The sequence below is a fragment of the Flavobacterium hungaricum genome, assembly GCF_015182285.1.
Classification (GTDB): Bacteria; Bacteroidota; Bacteroidia; order Flavobacteriales; family Flavobacteriaceae; genus Flavobacterium; species Flavobacterium hungaricum.
In genome coordinates this window covers 532,300-553,636 of record NZ_PRDM01000005.1, presented here as the reverse complement: position 1 = coordinate 553,636, position 21,337 = coordinate 532,300, and the positions used below count along the sequence as shown (strand labels likewise).

The following is a 21,337-nucleotide window of genomic DNA, read 5'->3' as shown; positions in this document are numbered from 1 at the left end:
GATAAGTTACGAATATTGTTAGTATGCTTTTAAAGTTAAAAGCATTTGTAAATAAGAGTTTAAAGCGCCAAAATTTTCTGTTCTAATGCCCCTTAGGACAGAGAGCGAGGCCCAATAAAGTAAATACCATGAAAAAACCTACTATTCTAAAAATTGCAATTTTATTTTTGTTGTTTTTGCAATGCGATATTGTAATGTCTCAGAACCTAAAGACATTCGATAGGGAGTATAATGCACAGCTCAAAGGAGATATTCTTGTTATCGGGAATAACATTCTTAACAGACGGGAAACCAACAGACAGGGTCAAGTTACTGCAAGTCCGAATGATGATTACAACGGAACTGGTTTGAATGGTAACTTTGATATGCGTTATATCAATATCGACAATGGAGCTACAGCTGGAATTTTTAGTTCAAGTAGTGCCAATCTTACGGTACCCAACAACAGGGCTCCTGCTTCACCTTGTTACAGAGTTGCCTACGCAGCACTGTATTGGGCAGCAACATTAAACGGTACTAACAGGGCTAATATTAATAAGGTAAAATTTAAGGTACCTAATACATCTAACAGTAATTATCAAGATATTACTGGAACGATTATTCATGATATAACGACTCGTGCGGGTGGTATTAATCCTGATAATACTCAGGCTTATGCTTGCTTTGCCGATGTTACTAATTTATTGAGCGCGACAAATCCGAATGGTACTTATACGGTTGCGAACGTAATTTCTAGTGAAGGATCTAATGGAGGAACTGGTTTATCTGCCGGTTGGTCTCTTTTTATTGTTTATGAAGATTCGAGTCTGCCGACTAAAGCCATATCTACTTTTAACGGTTTTACTGCAAGACAACAAGGGGGTGGGCCAAATAACACCACCATTACTGGTTTTACAACCATTCCTACAGGTCCTGTTCAGGCACGTTTTGCATTTGCAGCGCTTGAAGGGGATTTAGGTTATACAGGTGATTATCTTCAAATAAACGGAACGACTATTACACCGCCAACAAGACCGAGAATAGGAAACGCTAATAACTTTTTTAACAGTACGATCAATACGTTAAATTCAGCTTATCTCGATAGAACACCAAAAAGTACCAATACCCTTGGATTTGATACTGGGGTTATCGATATTGATCCTTCGGCTGGAATTATCAAAAATAATGATACCTCGGCAACCATAACTCTGGCGACAAATACGGATGTCTTTATTTATTATTTTACCGCTTTCTCGGTTGATATCATTGCTCCGAAAATTGTTTTAACCAAAGGGGTAAAAGATATTAATAACAATGATGCAAGTGGTAAAGATGTTACATTAGGAGAAGAACTTCGTTATGAATTAGTATTCAAAAATGAAGGAAATGATAATGCGAAATCATTTACTATTACGGATAAGCTTCCTATTAATACTGATTTTAATTTTCCATCAGATCTTTTAGAATTACCGCCTGGAATGACAATTCCGACTACGGCAGCTGGTAATTCTTTTGTTCAATACAATCCAACAACAAGAACATTAACTTTTACAATTCCGAATAGTTATGTAGCGGTGCTTCCTACTCGATCACCAGAATATAAAATTCGTTTTAAAGTTAAGGTTGTAGACGATTGTTCTAAATTAACAGATGCTTGTTCTAATCTTATTCAGAATACAGCAATGACCTCCTATGTTGGAGATCGCGGCGGTTCTGGTACTAATTACGGAGACAGCAGTTATGCTTCGACAGCGGGATGTAATATTGTACCGCAGTCGACTAACTTTTTGGTTGGTTTGGATGCGTGTAAAAATAGAAGAACAGAAATTTGTACAACAAGCATGACAATATCTGCATCTGGCGGATATAAAAGTTATTCTTGGTCTACAAATTCTTCTGGAACTCCTGTAATCGGAACAAACCAGACTTTGACAATTACACAGCCGGGAACTTACTATGTTTACAATACTGCAAACCCTCCATGTATCGATTTGCAAGAAATTATTACGGTTGTAGACGGAGGCGGAGTAAGAACAAACCCAATTATACCTTACGCAGATAATAGAAATCCTGACGGTACAATCACTGGGTGTTTAATTGATGGTAAGCCATTACCTAAAATTTACCTTTGTGGTTCTAACGATACGCGATTAATCAATCTGAATTTGAGCGGCGCTACCATTGTCTGGGAAAAGACGACTTGTGCGCGACCAACAGATTTATCTGAACTTTGTGCGGACGAAAGAACTAGCTGTACGTGGGTTTCTGCGGGAGCTAATGGTTCGTTATTTACAGTTAATGAAGCGGGTTATTATCGCGTTACCATTGATGTAAATGGTTGTATTAACCGTTATTATTTTAATGTTTACAAAAGTGACGTTTCGATTACAGAAACTCATAAAAACATTATCTGTTATAATAAAGGTAATATTACAGCACAACTATTGGCTGGTTACGAGTACAGTTTGACCAAACTTGGAGCCAATGGTAATACTACAAATTACCAAGACAGTAATGTTTTTGATATTTGGGAGGCTGGAAATTATGTGATCAACTACAGACTTAAAAATGTTCCGAATACTTGTGTTTATAAATCGCATAGTATCGAGATTCTTTCGCTGACAATGGATCCTAAGGTTGAGAACCCTAACGAACAGCCAAATTGTTATGGAGAAAATGGAAGTATCACGGTAAGTGCAACTGCAGGTTTTGCAAATTATTACTTTGTTCTTCTTGATGGTAGTACAGTGATTCAGCAAGTTGGTCCTATTACTGCAAACGTATATACATTTACTCCTGCTCCTGGAAAATACTACACTGTTGAAGTTTACACGATGAACGGAAACACAAAAGAGTGTTCAGGAAGCACAGGAAAATATATCAACAATCCAGCTTCAGAAATTATTCTTACAGCGAATGCAATTACACCACTTACAGCATGTAGTGAAGGAAAATATAAAATTTCGGCAAGTGGCGGCAGCGGCGGTTATTCATTCTTTGTAGATGGTTCGACTACACCGCAGGCATCTTCAGATAATGATAATTACGATCAGAATGCAATTATTATCTTAACCCCGACAGCGAGAGATTATGTAATACGCGTTCGTGACTCAAAACTTTGTGAAAAAACAATTACAGTAAAAGTTGCTTCATTGCCAGCACCTGTTTATACAGTTTCGCATACAAACAGTAATTGTTACGATGGAAGTTCAGAAATTAGAATAAACTTGACCAATGCTAATGGTTATACTATGGCATATAGTATAAACGATGGTGGAACTTACCAAGCAAGTCCAATATTTTCTAACTTATCACCAGGTAATTATAAAGTTAAAGTAAAATACAGCATTACTTACCCAATTACAAACTGGCCAAACTCGGCTACACAAGATTGTTTTGGACCAACTGAAAATGTGACAATCACTGGACCAAGTTCTGCTCTTACAGCTTCTGCAGGTGTTGCCGCATTGGCAGGTTGTACACTTCCAGATGGAAGCGGTGTTAACCAAGGTGGAAAATTAAGAATTAATAATGCTCAAGGAGGAACTCCAGGATACCAATATAGTTTTGATGGTGGTGCAACTTGGCAGACTTCTAATGAAAAGAATGTTTTACCAGGAACTTATATCTTAGTAATTAGAGATGCTTTAGGATGTACCTATACCATTCCTTATGACATTATTTTAGATCCTAGACCTTCTGATCCGACTATTAGAGTAGAAGACCCAGTATTTAATTGTAATGGTACTGCAACAAGTACAGTTACAGTTACAAACGGAACTTCTTCTAATTACTCTTATGAATATTATCTTGACGGAGTTGCTAATACTCCAATCTCAAATAATGTATTTACTAACGTACCTTCAGGAAGCCATACAGTTTCTGTAAAATATAATGTAACTACAGTATCAACTTATAGTAACTTATTACAAGAAGATTTTGGTAAAGGTACTTATACAACTACTCCAGGTATTAACCCTGCATATTGTTTTGAGGACGAATCTACACCGCACCCAGTTGGTTATCCTTGTGGTGACTTTAATGATTACCAAATTAATGATGGTAAGTACGCAGTAGCAAGTTCTATTAAAACTAATTTTGGAAATTCTTGGATCTTTGCTAAAGATCATACACTTCCAGCACATCCTCTTGGAAGATTCTTATGTGTGAACGTAGGAGGTTCTGCAGGTATTGGTGGTATTTTATATAGTAAACCAATCAAAGATGTTATTATAAACCAACCTGTAATTATTTCATTATGGGCAGAAAACTTAATTGTAAAAACATCTACTTCTCATGCAGATCCAAAGCTGACAATCCAATTAGTTAATAACTTAAATGGAGTTGGAGGAACAGAAACAATTGTTGCTACAACAGATACAGCTAATCCTTGGGTTGTTCCAAAAACTGAAAAATGGGAGTATAAAGAATTGTCTCTTAATCCAGGAGCATATAATAATTTAAGTTTTGTTATTCGTTCTTACAGTAATGAATTTAACGGAAATGACGTTCTTATAGATGATATCTGGGTACGTCAAATTCCAGAATCTTGTATTGCACAAAAGAATTTCCCAATCGTTATTGATAGTAATAAAGCATTCTCAGCTTCAGTTACTGGATTTAAGGATTTAACTTGTGTTGGATCTAATAATGGAGAAATCACTATTGCGGCTCAAAACTTTAATCTTCCTTACGGATTTGATTATTCGTTAGATAATGGTGCTACATGGATTAACTCTAAAGTTTCTCCAGTTACAGCAACAGGATTAAGCAGTAAGACTTATAATATTAGAGTTCGTTATGATAATAGCGCTTCAAGTTGTGTATTCCCATTAACTCAGGTTATTAAGGCACCAACAGCTATTGCACCAACAGCAATAGTTACAAAAGAAGCAACTTGTACTACAGGAGCAACAATTACGGCTGGTGCTACAGGCGGCACACCAGCATACCAATTCCAATTAATGAACGGTGCTACTATTGTTACACCTTTCCAAACAACAGGTATTTTTACAAATGTTCCAACAGGATCCTATACTGTAGTAGTTAGAGATTCAAACACTTGTGTATCTTCTGCATCTGCGGCGGTAACGGTTGTAGCTCCAAACGCTCCTACAGCATCATTGGCAGCGACTTCAGATTTATGTTATGATACTACAAATCAATCTACTCTTGTAGTTACGGCTACAGGAACTGGAACGTTAACTTATAGTTTAGACGGAGCAACACCACAAAATTCGAATACCTTTACGAATGTTGGCCCAGGAACACATAATATTGTTGTAACAGATAGTAATAACTGTACAGCAACAGTTAGTAATATTGTTATTGCACCACAACTTCAAGGAGAAGCGAAGATTACTGGTGAGTTAAATTGTACAACCACTCCAAATGCTTCTATTACAGTTACTATTACTGGAGGAACAAGTGGTTTTACTTATAAAGTTAGAAAAGGAACTGGATCTTACGGATCTAGTACTGCTGTAACAGGAAGTTCTTTTGTTTACACGGGAGCAAATACAGCAGATACATATTATTTTGAAATTACAGATTCTAAAGGTTGTGTTGTTACAGTAAGTGCAATAGTAAATACTATTGTGAATCCTACAGTTGATGCACAAAAAGTAGATGCAACATGTAATGGTGCATCAACAGGATCTGTACAATTAGCAGGTGCAGGAGGCTCTGGAGGATATTCTTATTTATTCTACAGCAGTACAACTACACCAGTACCTACTGCTTTTATCACGCAGTCTAATTACACAGGATTAGCAGCTGGAACTTATTCATACCAAGTTATGGACAGCAAAGGTTGTAAGTCTGCTGTTGGAACAATAACAATTACACAGCCAACTACTTTAACAGCAACTGCGTCTGCAACTACATTTACTTGTAATGCTTCAAACGTAAAACAAGCTGCTACAGTTACAATAGCAGTTCCTACAACTGGAACAGCACCTTATGAATATAGTTTTGATGGAGGTACAACATTTACAAGCACACGTACGCTTTCTGTAACAGATAATGGTACAAACCAAACAATCTCTTACGTAGTAAAAGATGCTCAAGGTTGTCAAACACCAGTTCAAACTATTATAATCAACAGATTAAACCCTCCTACTGATTTAGCTTTCAGTGCGGCAGCGGTTACTTGTACAGCTACAACTACTACAGTTACAGCTACAGCAACTAATGGAGTTGCTCCATTAACTTTTGCTATCACATCTCCTGCAGGATCAGCAGCTACCAATACGACAGGTGTTTTTGCTGGTTTAGCTTCAGGGGTATACAATTTTAGAGTTACAGATGCAAACGGATGTTACTATAATGAAGCATTTACGATTAACGCTGCTACTCCAATTGTAGTAACACCAGCTAAAACAAGCGATGTTCTTTGTAGAGGAGGAAACACAGGATCTGGAACTTATACCGTTTCAGGAAATGCAACAGTAGGTGCTTACACTTACACTATTACTCCAGCTACAGGAACTGTTACAAAATCTGGCAATGTATTAACATTGACAAATGCTGCAGCAGGAACTTACACAGTTCAGGTTACAGACAATACTACAGGATGTACGAGTTCAGCGAATATTGTGATCACACAGCCAGCTGTTGGATTATCAGTTGCTTCAGCTGTTGCTTCAAATGTAAGCTGTAGTAATGACAATTCAGAAATTACGGTTACTGCTGCAGGCGGAACCCCTAATTATACTTACGCTTTCGCGAAAAACCCATCAACTGTTCCAACTTCAGCATATGGAAACAGTAACATTTTAACAGTAGACACTAATTCAGGCGCAGATCGTGTTTGGGATGTTTATGTTAAAGATGTAAACGGCTGTACAGCTAAATCTACTGTAACAGTAGTGGTAGATGCATTGCCGGCTGTTACTAATGTTACAGTAAACAATCAATGTACTGCTTCTGGAACTAGTTTTACTATTACAGCAACAGCAACAGGATTGGCGCCATTAACATACAGTATCGATGGAACAAACTTCCAATCATCTCCTACTTTTACAGTAGCAGCTGGTTCTTATACTGTTACTGTTAAAGACAAAAATAATTGTACAGCTTCTGCTCCAGCAGCAACTGTGGTTTACCCGCAATTAACGGCTGTAGGTGACATTACTAAAGAATTAGATTGTAGTGCTTCTCCAAATGCGGTTATTACCGTATTGATTGGAGGGGGAAGAGCACCATTTACTTACACAGTTCAAAAAGGTTCTGGCACAGTGAGCGCTCCAAGTGCTCCAATAACTGGACCTAACTTTACACTTTCTGTTACTGCTGCTAATGCAGACACGTATACATTTGTAGTTACAGATGCTAACGGATGTTCTAAAACAGCAACAGCAACGGTTGCCCCAATTTCAAACCCTACTGTAACAGCAGTTCCGGTAGCGGCAGCTTGTAGCGGAAATGCAGACGGTTCTGTAACCCTTACAGGTGCAGGCGGCGCTGGAGACTATACTTACAGCAATAATGCAACAACAGGATTTACTGTAAACCCTGTATTTACAGGATTAGCAGCAGGTTCTTATACGTTCTATGTAAAAGACGGTAAAGGATGTATCGGTTCTGTGGCAGTTACAATTGCACAGCCATTAACATTAGCGGCTACTACATCAGTTGTTGGATTTACATGTAACACCTCTAACGGAAAAGTAGCAGGAACAGTTACTGTAAATGTTACAGCTGGAACAGGAACACTTCCGTATGAATACAGTTTCAACGGAAACGGATTCGGTTCTGGAAATGTATTAACATTAAACGACAACGGAGCTGACCAGCCTTATACATACATTGTACGTGATGCAAAAGGATGTACAGTTTCTGGAAACGGAATACTTTCAAGATTAAACCCACCAACTGATTTAACATTTGCGGCAGCAGCGGTTACTTGTAACGCTACATCTACTACAGTTACTTTAACAGCAACGAATGGAGTGGCAGCATTACAATACGAAACAATTGCTCCGTCTCCGGTAATTATTGCTAAACAAACCTCTAACAGTTTCCCAGGATTAGCTCCTGGAACATACATGTTCAAGGTTACAGATGCAAACGGATGTTACTATAATGAAGCATTTACGATTAATCCAGCTACCCCAATTGTAGTAACTCCAGCAAAAACAAGCGATGTTCTTTGTAGAGGAGGAAACACAGGATCTGGAACTTACACTGTTACAGGAATTGCAACAGCAGGTGCGTATACTTATACTATTACTCCGGCTACAGGAACCGTTACAAAATCAGGCAATGTATTAACATTGACAAATGCTGTAGCGGGAACTTACACGGTTCAGGTTACAGACACTGCTACAGGATGTACTGGTACAGCAGCTATTGTTATTGATCAGCCAGCCGTTGCATTAACAGTTGCTTTGCCAACTGCTACCAATGTAAGCTGTAACAATGACAATTCACAAATTACGGTTACTGCTTCAGGCGGGACCCCTAATTATACTTACGCTTTCGCGAAAAACCCATCAACTGTTCCAACTTCAGCGTATGGAAACAGTAACATTTTAACAGTAGACACTAATTCAGGCGCAGATCGTGTTTGGGATGTTTATGTTAAAGATGTAAACGGCTGTACAGCTAAATCTACAGTTACAGTTATTGTAGATGCATTGCCGGCTGTTACTAATGTTACAGTAAACAATCAATGTACTGCTTCTGGAACTAGTTTTACTATTACAGCTGCAGCTACAGGATTGGCGCCATTAACATACAGTATCGATGGAACAAACTTCCAATCATCTCCTACTTTTACAGTAGCAGCAGGTTCTTACACTGTTACTGTTAAAGACAAAAATAATTGTACAGCTTCTGCTCCAGCAGCAACTGTGGTTTACCCGCAATTAACGGCTGTAGGTGACATTACTAAAGAATTAGATTGTAGTGCTTCTCCAAATGCGGTTATTACCGTATTGATTGGAGGCGGAAGAGCACCATTTACTTATACAGTTCAAAAAGGTTCTGGTACAGTGAGCGCTCCAAGTGCTCCAATAACGGGACCTAACTTTACACTTTCGGTTACTGCTGCTAATGCAGACACGTATACATTTGTAGTTACAGATGCTAACGGATGTTCTAAAACAGCAACAGCAACAGTTGCCCCAATTTCAAATCCTACTGTAACAGCAGTTCCGGTAGCGGCTGCATGTAACGGAAATTCAGACGGTTCTGTAACCCTTACAGGTGCAGGCGGGGCTGGAGATTATACTTACAGTAATAATGCAACAACAGGATTTACTGTAAACCCTGTATTTACAGGATTAGCAGCAGGTTCTTATACGTTCTATGTAAAAGACGGTAAAGGATGTATCGGTTCTGTGGCAGTTACAATTACACAGCCATTAACATTAGCGGCTACTACATCAGTTGTTGGATTTACATGTAATACTGCAAACGGTAAAGTAGCAGGAACAGTTACTGTAAATGTTACAGCTGGAACAGGAACACTTCCTTACCAATACAGATTCAATGGACAAGGTTTTGGTTCTAATAATGTTTTGACATTAAACGACACAGGAGTTGATCAGCCTTACACATACGAAGTGCGTGATGCAAAAGGATGTATAGTTTCTGGAAGCGGTACACTTTTAAGATTAAACCCACCAACAGATTTAACATTTGCGGCAGCAGCGGTTACTTGTACGGCTACAACTACTACAGTTACTTTAACAGCTACTAATGGAGTAGGTGCATTGCAATACGAGACAATTGCTCCGTCTCCGGTAATTATTGCTAAACAAACTTCTAACAGTTTTGCAGGATTAGCTCCTGGAACATACATGTTCAGAGTTACAGATGCAAACGGATGTTATTATACAGAAGCACATACTATTAATCCAGTAACTCCAATTACCTTAGTTGTAAAGAAAACAAGCGATGTTCTTTGTAGAGGAGGTAATACAGGATCTATAAGATTAGAGGTTGCTGGTTTTGCTGCTACTTCTACATACAGCTATACTGTAAATGGCGGAACCGCTGTTACAGGAAATACTGCTGCTATTGTTAATATTCCAAACTTGACAGCAGGTAATTATGTAATCGTTGTTACAGACGAAACTACAGGATGTTCTGAAACAGAATCAATCACAATTAACCAGCCTGCAGCAGATTTAACTGCTGGATATACAGCGGTTAATGCAAACTGTTTTGTAACTACATCTGCAGTTACAGTGACAGCAACAGGCGGAACTCCAGTTTACAGATATTCATTTGTACACGATGGAGATCCTGCAGGAACTTATACAAACAATAATAAAGCAAACTTGGATCCAACAATTCCTAACTGGGATGTTTATATCTTAGATGCTAATAATTGTTCATTCAAATTAGATATTTCAATTACAAGAGATGCTGTCCCTACAGTAACAGCTAGTGCAACAGGACAATGTTTTGGTGTGGGAAGCTATACGATTACAGCAACTCCAGGAGCTGGATTGGTTGCTCCATTAAGCTATAGCATAAACAATGGTGCTTCATATCAACCGGGTAATACATTTGTTATTACAACTCCTGGAAATTATACCGTTAGAATTAAAGACGGTAATGGTTGTACTGCAGACAGTAATGTAGTGATTGTAAATAATCCTTTAACTTTATCTGCAATTTTAGATAAAGATATCACGTGTTCAAATCCAACAGCAGCTCAAGTTACTTTGACTGCGGCAGGTGGAGCAGCTGCTTACACATACACGAGTTCTCCAAACACAGGAACATTTGCTGGAAATGTATTTACAACAAATACACCAGGCAGTTATACATTTACAGTAACAGATTCTAGAGGTTGTACTGCAACATCTTCTGCTGTAATTATAACGCCGACAGTAACACCAGAAATTACGGCTGTTTCGCAAACACAAACAATTAATTGTAGTGGTGAGGATACTGCAGCTATTTCTGTGACATACGATGCTACAAAAGGATTAGCTCCATTTGTAATCAATGTCTTGAACAATACTACTGGAACAGACTATGGAACACAAACTTCTGGCCTAGCTGCGGGTAATTATACAATTACTGTAACAGATGCTAGAGGATGTTTTGATACAGAAACTATTACTATAAATGAGCCATTGCCAATAAGCGTTGCTCATCACGCAGTGCCTATTACTTGTAACACGACAACAGGTATTTCAAAAGGTTCTGTTATTGTTGACAGCGTTACAGGCGGTGTTGGTCCTTATAACTATTATGTTACTGGGGTAAATGGATACAACAATTCTGAATTAAACAATTTAGGAACAACTTCAGTTAGTTTTAATGTTGTTGATTTCGGATTGTACCAAATTAATGTTGTGGATAGAAACGGATGTTCAGTTCTAATCCAAAATGTATTAGTTGCATCTCCTCCACAAGATTTAGATATTACAGTTACTGCACCACCAGCAAATTGTTCAAGTTTAGGTTCTGCAGTTGTAGCAATTGGAGCAACTTCAACAAATATTACTGGTAATGGTCCTTTCCACTTTGCTGTTTACACAGGACCAGGAATGACTTATACAGCACCGACTGCTTTACCTTGGTATGACGAAGATGTTCTAGGAGTTCCTGCAGGAGTAAATCCTGGAAGTAAAAAAGCGACAATTCCGAACTTAATACCAGGGGTTCAGTACACTTTTGTTGTACACGATGCTTTGACAGGTTGTTACTATTTTGAAACAGCTACAATGCCAATTCCAACAAATTCAACATTAACAACTACTGCACTTACTTCAAATAACATTACATGTAAAGGAAGTGCAAACGGAAATGTTACATTCACAGTAAATAGTACTTATCCTGCTGCTACGCCAATTAGTTACGAGATTTATAATTCTCAGTCTATGGCTAGTACTGGTGTTGTTGGAACAGGAAGTGTTCCAGCTAACGGAAGTCTTACGGTTTCAAATCTAGGGCCATTGACTTTCGGAAACTATATTGTAGTAATTAGAGAAACAGCTGGTGCAACAAATGCCGGATGTAGTATCGGTACAGCATCATTCAATATTACTGAATCTGCGATTGATTTATCTATTACAGCTTCTGTTTCTAAAAACGCGAATTGTAATCCAGCTTCTGGAGTTATAACCGCTATTGCTAAAGACGGTACTGTTACAAGTACTTCACCTTACATGTATTTACTATTGCCATCAACAGATCCTGCTCCAACAGCAGCGACTCTTGGATGGGTACCTGCAAATACATTTAATAGAGATGCAGGAACTTATACAGTTTATGTAAAAGACGCCTACGGATGTATTAAATCTGCAACGGTGACTTTAGACAAGGACGATGAGCCTACCATTATTGCACCGCCAGCGTTCTGTTACAATGGTACTGCATTTAACTTCACTATTGGAGGTACAGTTGATCCAGCGATTGTTGGAGGAGCTACTTATAGTGTAGACGGAAGTGTTTTCCAAACAAGTCCAACATTTACATTCAATGCTGCAAAAGTTTATAATTTGGTAATTAAAGATGGTAACGGTTGTACAGCGACTACTACTTTCGAAGTGAAACCACAATTATTTTTAGAAGCTAAATTGACTAGAGAATTAGATTGTACAGGTACACCAAATGCTGAAATTACATTAACAGCTACGGGAGGTTATAATACTGCATATACTTACGAATATTCTACAAATGGAGGAACGTCTTATACAACGATGGCTTCAAATGTACTTTCTACAAGTGTGTTAGGAAATTATATCTTTAGAGTAAGTGATGCTAAATTACCTGCATCTTGTCAAGCTACAACTACGTTTACATTAGATCCATTGCCTGCAGCTGTGTTTACAACTGCTCAGACAGATGTGATTTGTAATGGAGGTTCAGACGGAACAATTACTGTAACGGTTACTTCAGGATTTGGTCCATACCAATATCAATTAGATGGAGGAGCTTTCCAAGCATCTAATGTGTTTACAGGATTAAGCGCAGGAACATCTTATATCATTACTGTGAGAGATGCTAAATCTTGTACTTATTCTAGTACACCGATAACTATTGCACAGCCATCAGCTTTAACAGCGACATCGGCGATAACAGCGCCATTAGCTTGTGGTACAGGAAATGCACCAACAAAAGCAGTTGTTACGATCACTGTTCCAACAGGATCAGGAACAGCTCCTTATAAGTACAGCTACGACAATGGAACTACTTACACAGATGCTAATACTTATGAAACTTACGCTGGAACAACATTTAATGTTTTAGTGAAAGATGCTCATGGATGTATATTTACATTGACTAATGGAGTTAACGTACCAGCGTTAAACAGACCAACAGATATGGATATCGCAGGGACACCGATTTATTGTGCTCCAGCGGCAAATACAACAAGTACAGTTACAATTAGTAATGTACAAAATGGAGTAGGCACACTTCAATACGAGATTTTATCTCCTATTGTAGTTGCGAAACAAAATACTCCATCATTTGCAGGATTAGCTCCAGATACTTATTTATTCCAAGTTACGGATGCCAACGGCTGTACGTACCAAGAATCATACACAGTTAAACCTGTTACTAATATTACCATTGCAGGTCAATTGGTAAGCAATGTTACTTGTAACGGAAATGCAAACGGAGCAGTTCGCTTTACAGTTGCAAACTTCGGAACAACTTACACTGCTGCATTAACAGCAGGTACAGGATCTTTAGTTCAAACAGGAAACACGGTTAATGTTACTGGATTAGTTGCTGGAAACTATACTGTAACGGTTACAGATAACACGACAAACTGTACAGCATTTGCTACGGTTACAGTGACTGAACCGCCAGTATTGGCACTTAATTTAGTACACAACATTAATGCAAATTGTAATTTCGGTGCAAGAGTTGAAGTAATTGCTTCTGGCGGAACTCCAAACTATAGATATCAGTTTGTACCGGACGGAGCTACTCCAAACCCAGCAGATTACGATATTTTCGCAAGTGCGGTTTTAGACCCGGCTACTACAGAATGGGATGCTTATGTAATTGATGCTAATGGATGTCCAATGAAACTTGACATTACAGTAGGCAGAGACGCTTTACCAACAATTACTCCAGCAGCAGCACCATACTGCTATACAGGAGGTCCAGTTAATATTACTATTACAGGAACCTATGTTGGTACGCCAATGTTCAGTATTGGAAATCAATACCAGTCAAGTCCAAACTTTGTATTGAATGCACCAGGAAACTATACATTCTATATTAAAGACGGAAACGGCTGTATTGTTTCAACACCTTATACATTGAATCAAGAATTGTTATTACAAGCTACTTTGACACAAGATTTAACTTGTACAGGAGCAGCAGTAATTACTTTACTTGCGACTCAAGGAACTCAAACTTACAATGGTTTTGAGGTTAGTTATAACTCAGGTCCATTTGTTGCTGCAACATCGCCTTACACGGCTGCAGCTGCAGGAACTTATGTTTTCCAAGTAGAAGACAGCCAGGGATGTCAGGCAGTTTCTGTACCAGTTGTAGTTACACCTACAACAACTCCAACAGCTACCTTTACACAAACGAATGTTAGATGTATAGGAGGAAACGATGGAAGCATCATTGTTACTGTGGCAGATGGTATCTTGCCATACTCATACAGTATAGATGGAGGAACAACATTCCAGAGTTCAAATATCTTTGCAGGTTTAACTGCAGGTGCTTACGCAATTGTTGTAAAAGATGCTAAAAACTGTGATACTGTAACTATACCAGTTACTATCACAGAGCCAACAGCTCTTGCAGCGACAGCGGTATTGACTCAAGGTTTAACATGCGGAACAGGAAATGCAGCTCAGGCAGCAATTGTTACGATCAACGTAACAGCTGGAACGGGAACTTCTCCTTACCAATACAGTTTCAACGGAGGAACAGATTACAGTGCTACTAACACGTACACAACTTTAACAGCAGGAACAGTTACTGCTTATGTTAGAGATGCTAACGGATGTGTTATTACTGCACCAGTAACGGTTACTATTCCAGCGTTGAACAAGCCAACGGATATGGATATTTCAGGAACACCTATTTATTGTGCTCCAGCGGCAAATACAACAAGTACAGTTACAATTAGTAATGTACAAAATGGAGTTGGTACACTTCAATACGAGATTTTATCTCCTATTGTAGTTGCTAAACAAAATACTCCATCATTTGCAGGATTAACTCCAGACACTTATTTATTCCAGGTAACAGACGCTAATGGCTGTACTTATCAGGAATCATATACGGTTGTTCCAGTAACAAACATTACCATTGCAGGTCAATTGGTGAGCAATGTTACTTGTAACGGAAATGCAAACGGAGCAGTACGCTTTACAGTTGCAAACTTCGGAACAGCTTATACAGCTGCGTTAACAGCAGGTACAGGAGCTTTGGTTCAAACAGGAAATACAGTTGATGTTACAGGATTAGCTCCTGGAAACTATACTGTAACGGTTACAGATAACACGACAAACTGTACAGCATTTGCTACAGTTACTGTTACAGAACCACCAGTATTGACACTTAATTTAGTACACAACATTAATGCAAATTGTAATTTCGGAGCAAGAGTTGAAGTAATCGCTTCTGGCGGAACTCCAAATTACAGATATCAGTTTGTGCCGGACGGAGCTACTCCAAACCCAGCAGATTACGATACACTTGCCAGCGCTGTTTTAGATGCGACTATTACAGAATGGGATGCTTATGTAATTGATGCTAATGGATGTCCAATGAAACTTGACATTACAGTAGGCAGAGACGCTTTACCAACAATTACTCCAGCAGCAGCACCATACTGCTATACAGGAGGTCCAGTTAATATTACTATTACAGGAACCTATGTTGGTACGCCAATGTTCAGTATTGGAAATCAATACCAGTCAAGTCCAAACTTTGTATTGAATGCACCAGGAAACTATACATTCTATATTAAAGACGGAAACGGCTGTATTGTTTCAACGCCTTACACATTGAATCAAGAATTGTTATTAGAAGCTACCTTGACACAAGATTTAACTTGTACAGGAGCAGCAGTAATTACTTTACTTGCGACTCAAGGAACTCAAACTTACAATGGTTTTGAGGTTAGTTACAACTCAGGATTGTATGTTCCAGCAACATCGCCTTATACAGCGACAGTAGACGGAACTTATATTTTCAGAGTATCAGACAGCCAGGGATGTCAGGCAGTTTCTGTACCAGTTACAGTTACACCTAGAACAACTCCAACAGCTACCTTTACACAAACTAATGTTAGATGTACAGGAGGAAGCGACGGAAGCATCATTGTTACTGCAGCAAATGGTATCTTACCATACGAATACAGTATCGATGGAGGAACAACATTCCAGCCTTCAAATATCTTTGCAGGTTTAACTGCAGGTGCTTACACAATTGTTGTCAAAGATGCTAAAAACTGTGATACTGTAACTATACCAGTTACTATCACAGAGCCAACAGCTCTTGCAGCGACAGCGGTATTGACTCAAAGTTTAACATGCGGAACAGGAAATGCAGCTCAGGCAGCAATTGTTACGATCAACGTAACAGCTGGAACGGGAACTTCTCCTTACCAATACAGTTTCAACGGAGGAACAGATTACAGTGATACTAACACGTACACAACTTTAACACCAGGAACAGTTACTGCTTATGTTAGAGATGCCAACGGATGTGTTATTACAGCACCAGTATCGGTTACAATTCCAGCTTTAGATGCGCCGGTAATTGACAATGTAACTGGAACACCAATTTATTGTGCACCAGCAGCAAGTACAACTAGTACTGTTACTATTGCGTACTCTCATGGAGTTGGAACATTACACTTTGAAATACTTTCTCCTGCAAGTGCAGTAGGAAATGTTACAGGTGCTTCTAATGGTATATTTACAGGTTTAACAGCTGGTACTTACATATTCCAAGTAACAGATGCAAACGGATGTAAAGATCAAGAGACTTATACAGTAGATCCATTAGTAAACATTACTATCGCAGGTCAATTAGTAAATAATGTGATATGTAATGGAGAATCAAACGGATCTGTGAAATTTGATGTGGATAACTTTGGTGGAGCTTACACAGCGACATTAATTGGAGGTCCAACAACAGGAACACTTACCCAAACAGGAAAAGTAGTTACATTAACAAACTTACCTATTGGAAATTATACAGTTGAAGTAGTAGATAATGTAACGCAGTGTAGAGCTTCTGCTTCAGTAGCAGTAACGCAGCCAGATGCATTAACTTTAACTCCAGCAACAAACGTAAATGCAAATTGTAATACAGGTGCCAAAGTAAGCGTAACAGCTGCGGGCGGAACTCCAAATTATATGTATGCATTTATGTCAGGAACAGCTGTTCCAGCGTCAACGGATTATTCTAACAGTAATAGTGCTGTGTTGAATCCTGCGACAAATACAGCATGGACAGCTTATGTGATGGATTCTAAAGGTTGTATAGCCTCTACTCCAATTACAATCGGAACAGACCCACTGCCAAGCGGTATTACAGCTGCTGTAGCTAGTCAGTGTCCATCACCAACAGGTGAATATACATTTACTGTAACAGTTACATCAGGTATGGCACCTTACGAATACAGTATTGGAAATGGTTTCCAAAGCAGTCCTACTTTTACAGTAAATGCTGCAGGAACATACGATGTAATAGTGAGAGATGCTAATGCATGTACAGTAACGGTACCAGCTTTAGTAACTATTTCTCCAGCATTACAGCTTGAAACAGTAATCTTGGCATTACCAAGCTGTACATTAAACAATGGAGAAATTAGAGCTGCTGCAACAGGAGGTTCAGGAAACTACAGATATACTATTGATGGTGGTATTGCTTTCTCAACTACGCCAACAACATTCACAGGTGTTGCACCAGGTACACACGTTATTCGTGTAAGAGATGTGAATACAAATTGTTCAGTTAATGTAACGGTAGAAATTCCAGTGGCAACGCCAATTACAGGATTTGATCTAACGGGAACTCCGGTTTCTTGTAGAGGTGGTTCAGACGGAACGATTACAGCTACTATAGCGCCAAATGCGCCAGGAGTAAATGATAACCCTGTTTACACGTATACATTATTTGGTACATCAGCTACGGGAGCAGCGGTAAACAGACCAGCTCAGACAAACAATGTATTTGTTAATCTAGAAGCGGGAGATTATACAGTAAGAGTAACTTCAGGAAGAGGTTGCGTTGTTTCAGAAGATTTCAGAGTTCTTCAGCCAAATGTTATTGCTGTAGCAGCTCCGGTTATCGCTCAGTACGGTTGTACTTCTGGAACTAACACTTCTAATTATGCAACGATTACAGTTAGTACAGTTACTGGAGGTTCTGGAAACTACACTACTTATGAATTCTTTAAAAATGGAGTATCAGTACAAAGAGGTCCACAGAATGTATACACAGAATCTGATCATACAGGTGGTACTTATACTGTAAACGTATATGATGATAAAGGATGTATGGGTTCTTCAACAGGAATCATTAGAGTGAATCCGTTCATCAGCTTAGATGCTGTGAATGTGACTGTAAATGCACCGATGACTTGTATCTCTAACGAAGATGTTACAGTTACGGTAACAAGTACAGGTGGTACACCAGCTCTTTTAAATTATAACATTGCGGGTACAGATGGAAACACGTATAACCAATCAAATACAACTGGTGTATTCACTGGATTAACAATTGGAAATTACGTGATCACAGTTACAAATCCTGCAACAGGATGCTCTATTCAGAAGATACATTACGTAAACAATGCGAATACTTTTGAAATTAAAGCAGTAGCTGTAAACGGAAAAATCTGTTTCGGTACAGCAGACGGAATTATTGATCTTACTTTTGTTGACAATCAATTAGATCCAACAGATGATGCAGGAATCTTTAATTATGTAGTTACTGGTCCTGTACCAAGTAGCGGAACTTCAACAAATGCTGGTCCTGTAAGATTAACAGGTTTAACTGCTGGTCAATATACAGTTCAGGCTACATTAGTAGGAAGACCATATTGTACAGTTACCAACATATTCTCGATCGAACAGCCAAATGCAGCATTAGCATTGACGCTTAACAAATCGAACATTACTTGTGTAACTGGAAATAACGACGGCGAAATTGCAGCTACTGCAACCGGCGGATGGTTAGGTACTTATCAGTATCAGTTAATGAACGGAACTACGATTGTGGTAGATTACTCTACTCAATCTACTTTCAGCGGATTATCTGCAGGTACTTATACAGTAAATGTTAAAGACGGTCAAGATTGTCCTGTAAGCGCAAGCGAAACACTAGTTGTTCCAGCTCCGATTACAGTATCTGCTTCGGCAAACGCATCTGTACTTTCTTGTTATGGAGATGACAACGGAGTGATCACAGTAGCACAGCCAACAGGCGGACAAGGAAGCAACTACTTATACACATTAACAGTAGTTTCTGATGATCCAGTTAGTATTGTTGGACCGCAGATTGATCCAGTATTTACAGGATTAAAAGCAGGAAGATATGTTGTTACAGTAACAGACGGATACAGCTGTCAAGCTGCTTCTACTGAAATTACTATCAGCAACCCAACAAGAGTAGAAGGTGCGATCGTATTATCAAGAACGCAGACATGTCTCACTCTAGCACAAATTACATTGAGTGCTACTGGCGGAACAGGTTCTTATACATACAGCACAGACGGAGTTACACCATTAGGTTCATTCACATCTGCGGCATCAATTACATTTGATGTACCAGTTGGAAACTATAAATATTTCATAACAGATACGAATGGATGTACTTCATTTGTTACAAATGAAATTGAAAACCCAGCATTGATTCCACTTAATCTTAAGATTAATAAATCAAGTGCAGTGGTTAAATGTAAAGGTGAAGCAAGTGCATCAATTGTTGCAGAAGGTATTGGTGGAGTAGGAAACTACGTTTACACATTACTTGACAATGCTGGAAATGTAGTAAGACCAGCTCAGGCAGATGGAACATTTGATAACTTAGTATTCGGTACATACAGAATACTTGTAGTAAGCGATGATTGTAGATTTACAAGTGATGTGATTACTATCGAAGAGCCAGCAACACCGATCGCAGCGCAATTTATTCCTCACAATGTAACTTGTTTTGGTGCGAATGACGGTAAAATTGAAGTGATTGCTTCTGGTGGAACAGGTAAAATCCAATACGCGATTTACCCAGACTTAGATAAGTTTGATACAATAGCGATCTTTGAAAAATTAACACCAGGTGACTACCAAATCGTTGTTAAAGATGATAACGGATGTAGTATTGTTGAAACAATAACAATTACACAGCCAACAGTTATCAAAGCAACGGAGTTAGTAGACATGATGATCCCTGAATATTGTGCAGGTGATAAAGATGGAGCTATATACGTTGAAGTTGATGACACTTCTGGAACAGCGCCATACACAGCAAGTATTGATGACGAAGACGGGCCATTTATCAACCCAGATGCTGGTACAACAAACTACTTTAGTTTTACAGGTCTTTCAGGAGGACAACATATTGTTTACATCAAAGATGCTAACGGATGTATGATTACCTTAACAAGTAATTCTATGCCGGTGCCAGTAACATTAAACCCAGTTATTGAAGAAGCTTATGAGTGTGAAAATGACCTTCCAATTGTTAAGATCACAGTTACTGTAGATTCAAGCATAAGTGAAGCTAGAAAAGCACAGATCGTTTACACATTATTATTAGATGGAACTACAGTTGTAGCAACTCAAACAGGAAATCCGGTATTTAGAATTCCTGCTTCTGGAAACTACAGTGTAAGAGCTGAACTAGAAAATTGTGCAAAAGTATCTAACACGATTGCTATCGTTGTAAAAGAGCCTTTAACACTGATAGATGTTACGAAGACACTTAATAAAGACTTAAATACAATTCAAGTTAAAGCTTCTGGTGGAGTTGCTCCATATACTTACAGCTTCAACAATGAACCGTTTACTTCATCAAATTCATATAGAATTTATGAAACAGGTCTTTACAATGTAACAGTAATGGACAGCAATGGTTGTAAGGCGACAATTCAAGTTCCAGGAACATTCTACGATTTCTGTTTACCAAACTACTTCACACCTGACGGAGACGGACGTGATGATTTAATTGGTCCAGCTTGTGGTGCATTGGCTTACAAAAACTTAACTTTCGATATCTTTGACAGATACGGACGTGTAGTTGCTAAGTACCATGTAGGAGAGAAATGGGATGGTAGATACAACGGTGCAGAATTACCAACAGGTGATTACTGGTATGTTCTTAAACTGAATGATGAAAAAGACAATAGAGAGTTTGTTGGACATTTCACTTTATACAGATAACAAAATAATTGCCCCTA

Annotated in this window: 1 protein-coding gene; it reads left to right on the top strand. The window is 38.6% G+C overall.

Going from position 1 to position 21,337, the window contains the following annotated elements; all coding sequences use genetic code 11:
* Window positions 1-128: 128 nt before the first annotated feature.
* The gene (locus tag C4F50_RS21735) at window positions 129-21,320 is read left to right on the top strand and encodes a T9SS type B sorting domain-containing protein (RefSeq protein ID WP_194140745.1); all 21,192 of its coding nucleotides are present in this window, start codon (window positions 129-131) and stop codon (window positions 21,318-21,320) included.
* The last annotated feature ends 17 nt before the right edge of the window (window positions 21,321-21,337 follow it).

What these genes read in the sequence shown, in the direction of transcription:
- C4F50_RS21735 (WP_194140745.1), top strand. Translation starts at nt 129, where the DNA reads ATGAAAAAACCTACTATTCTAAAAATTGCAATTTTATTTTTGTTGTTT.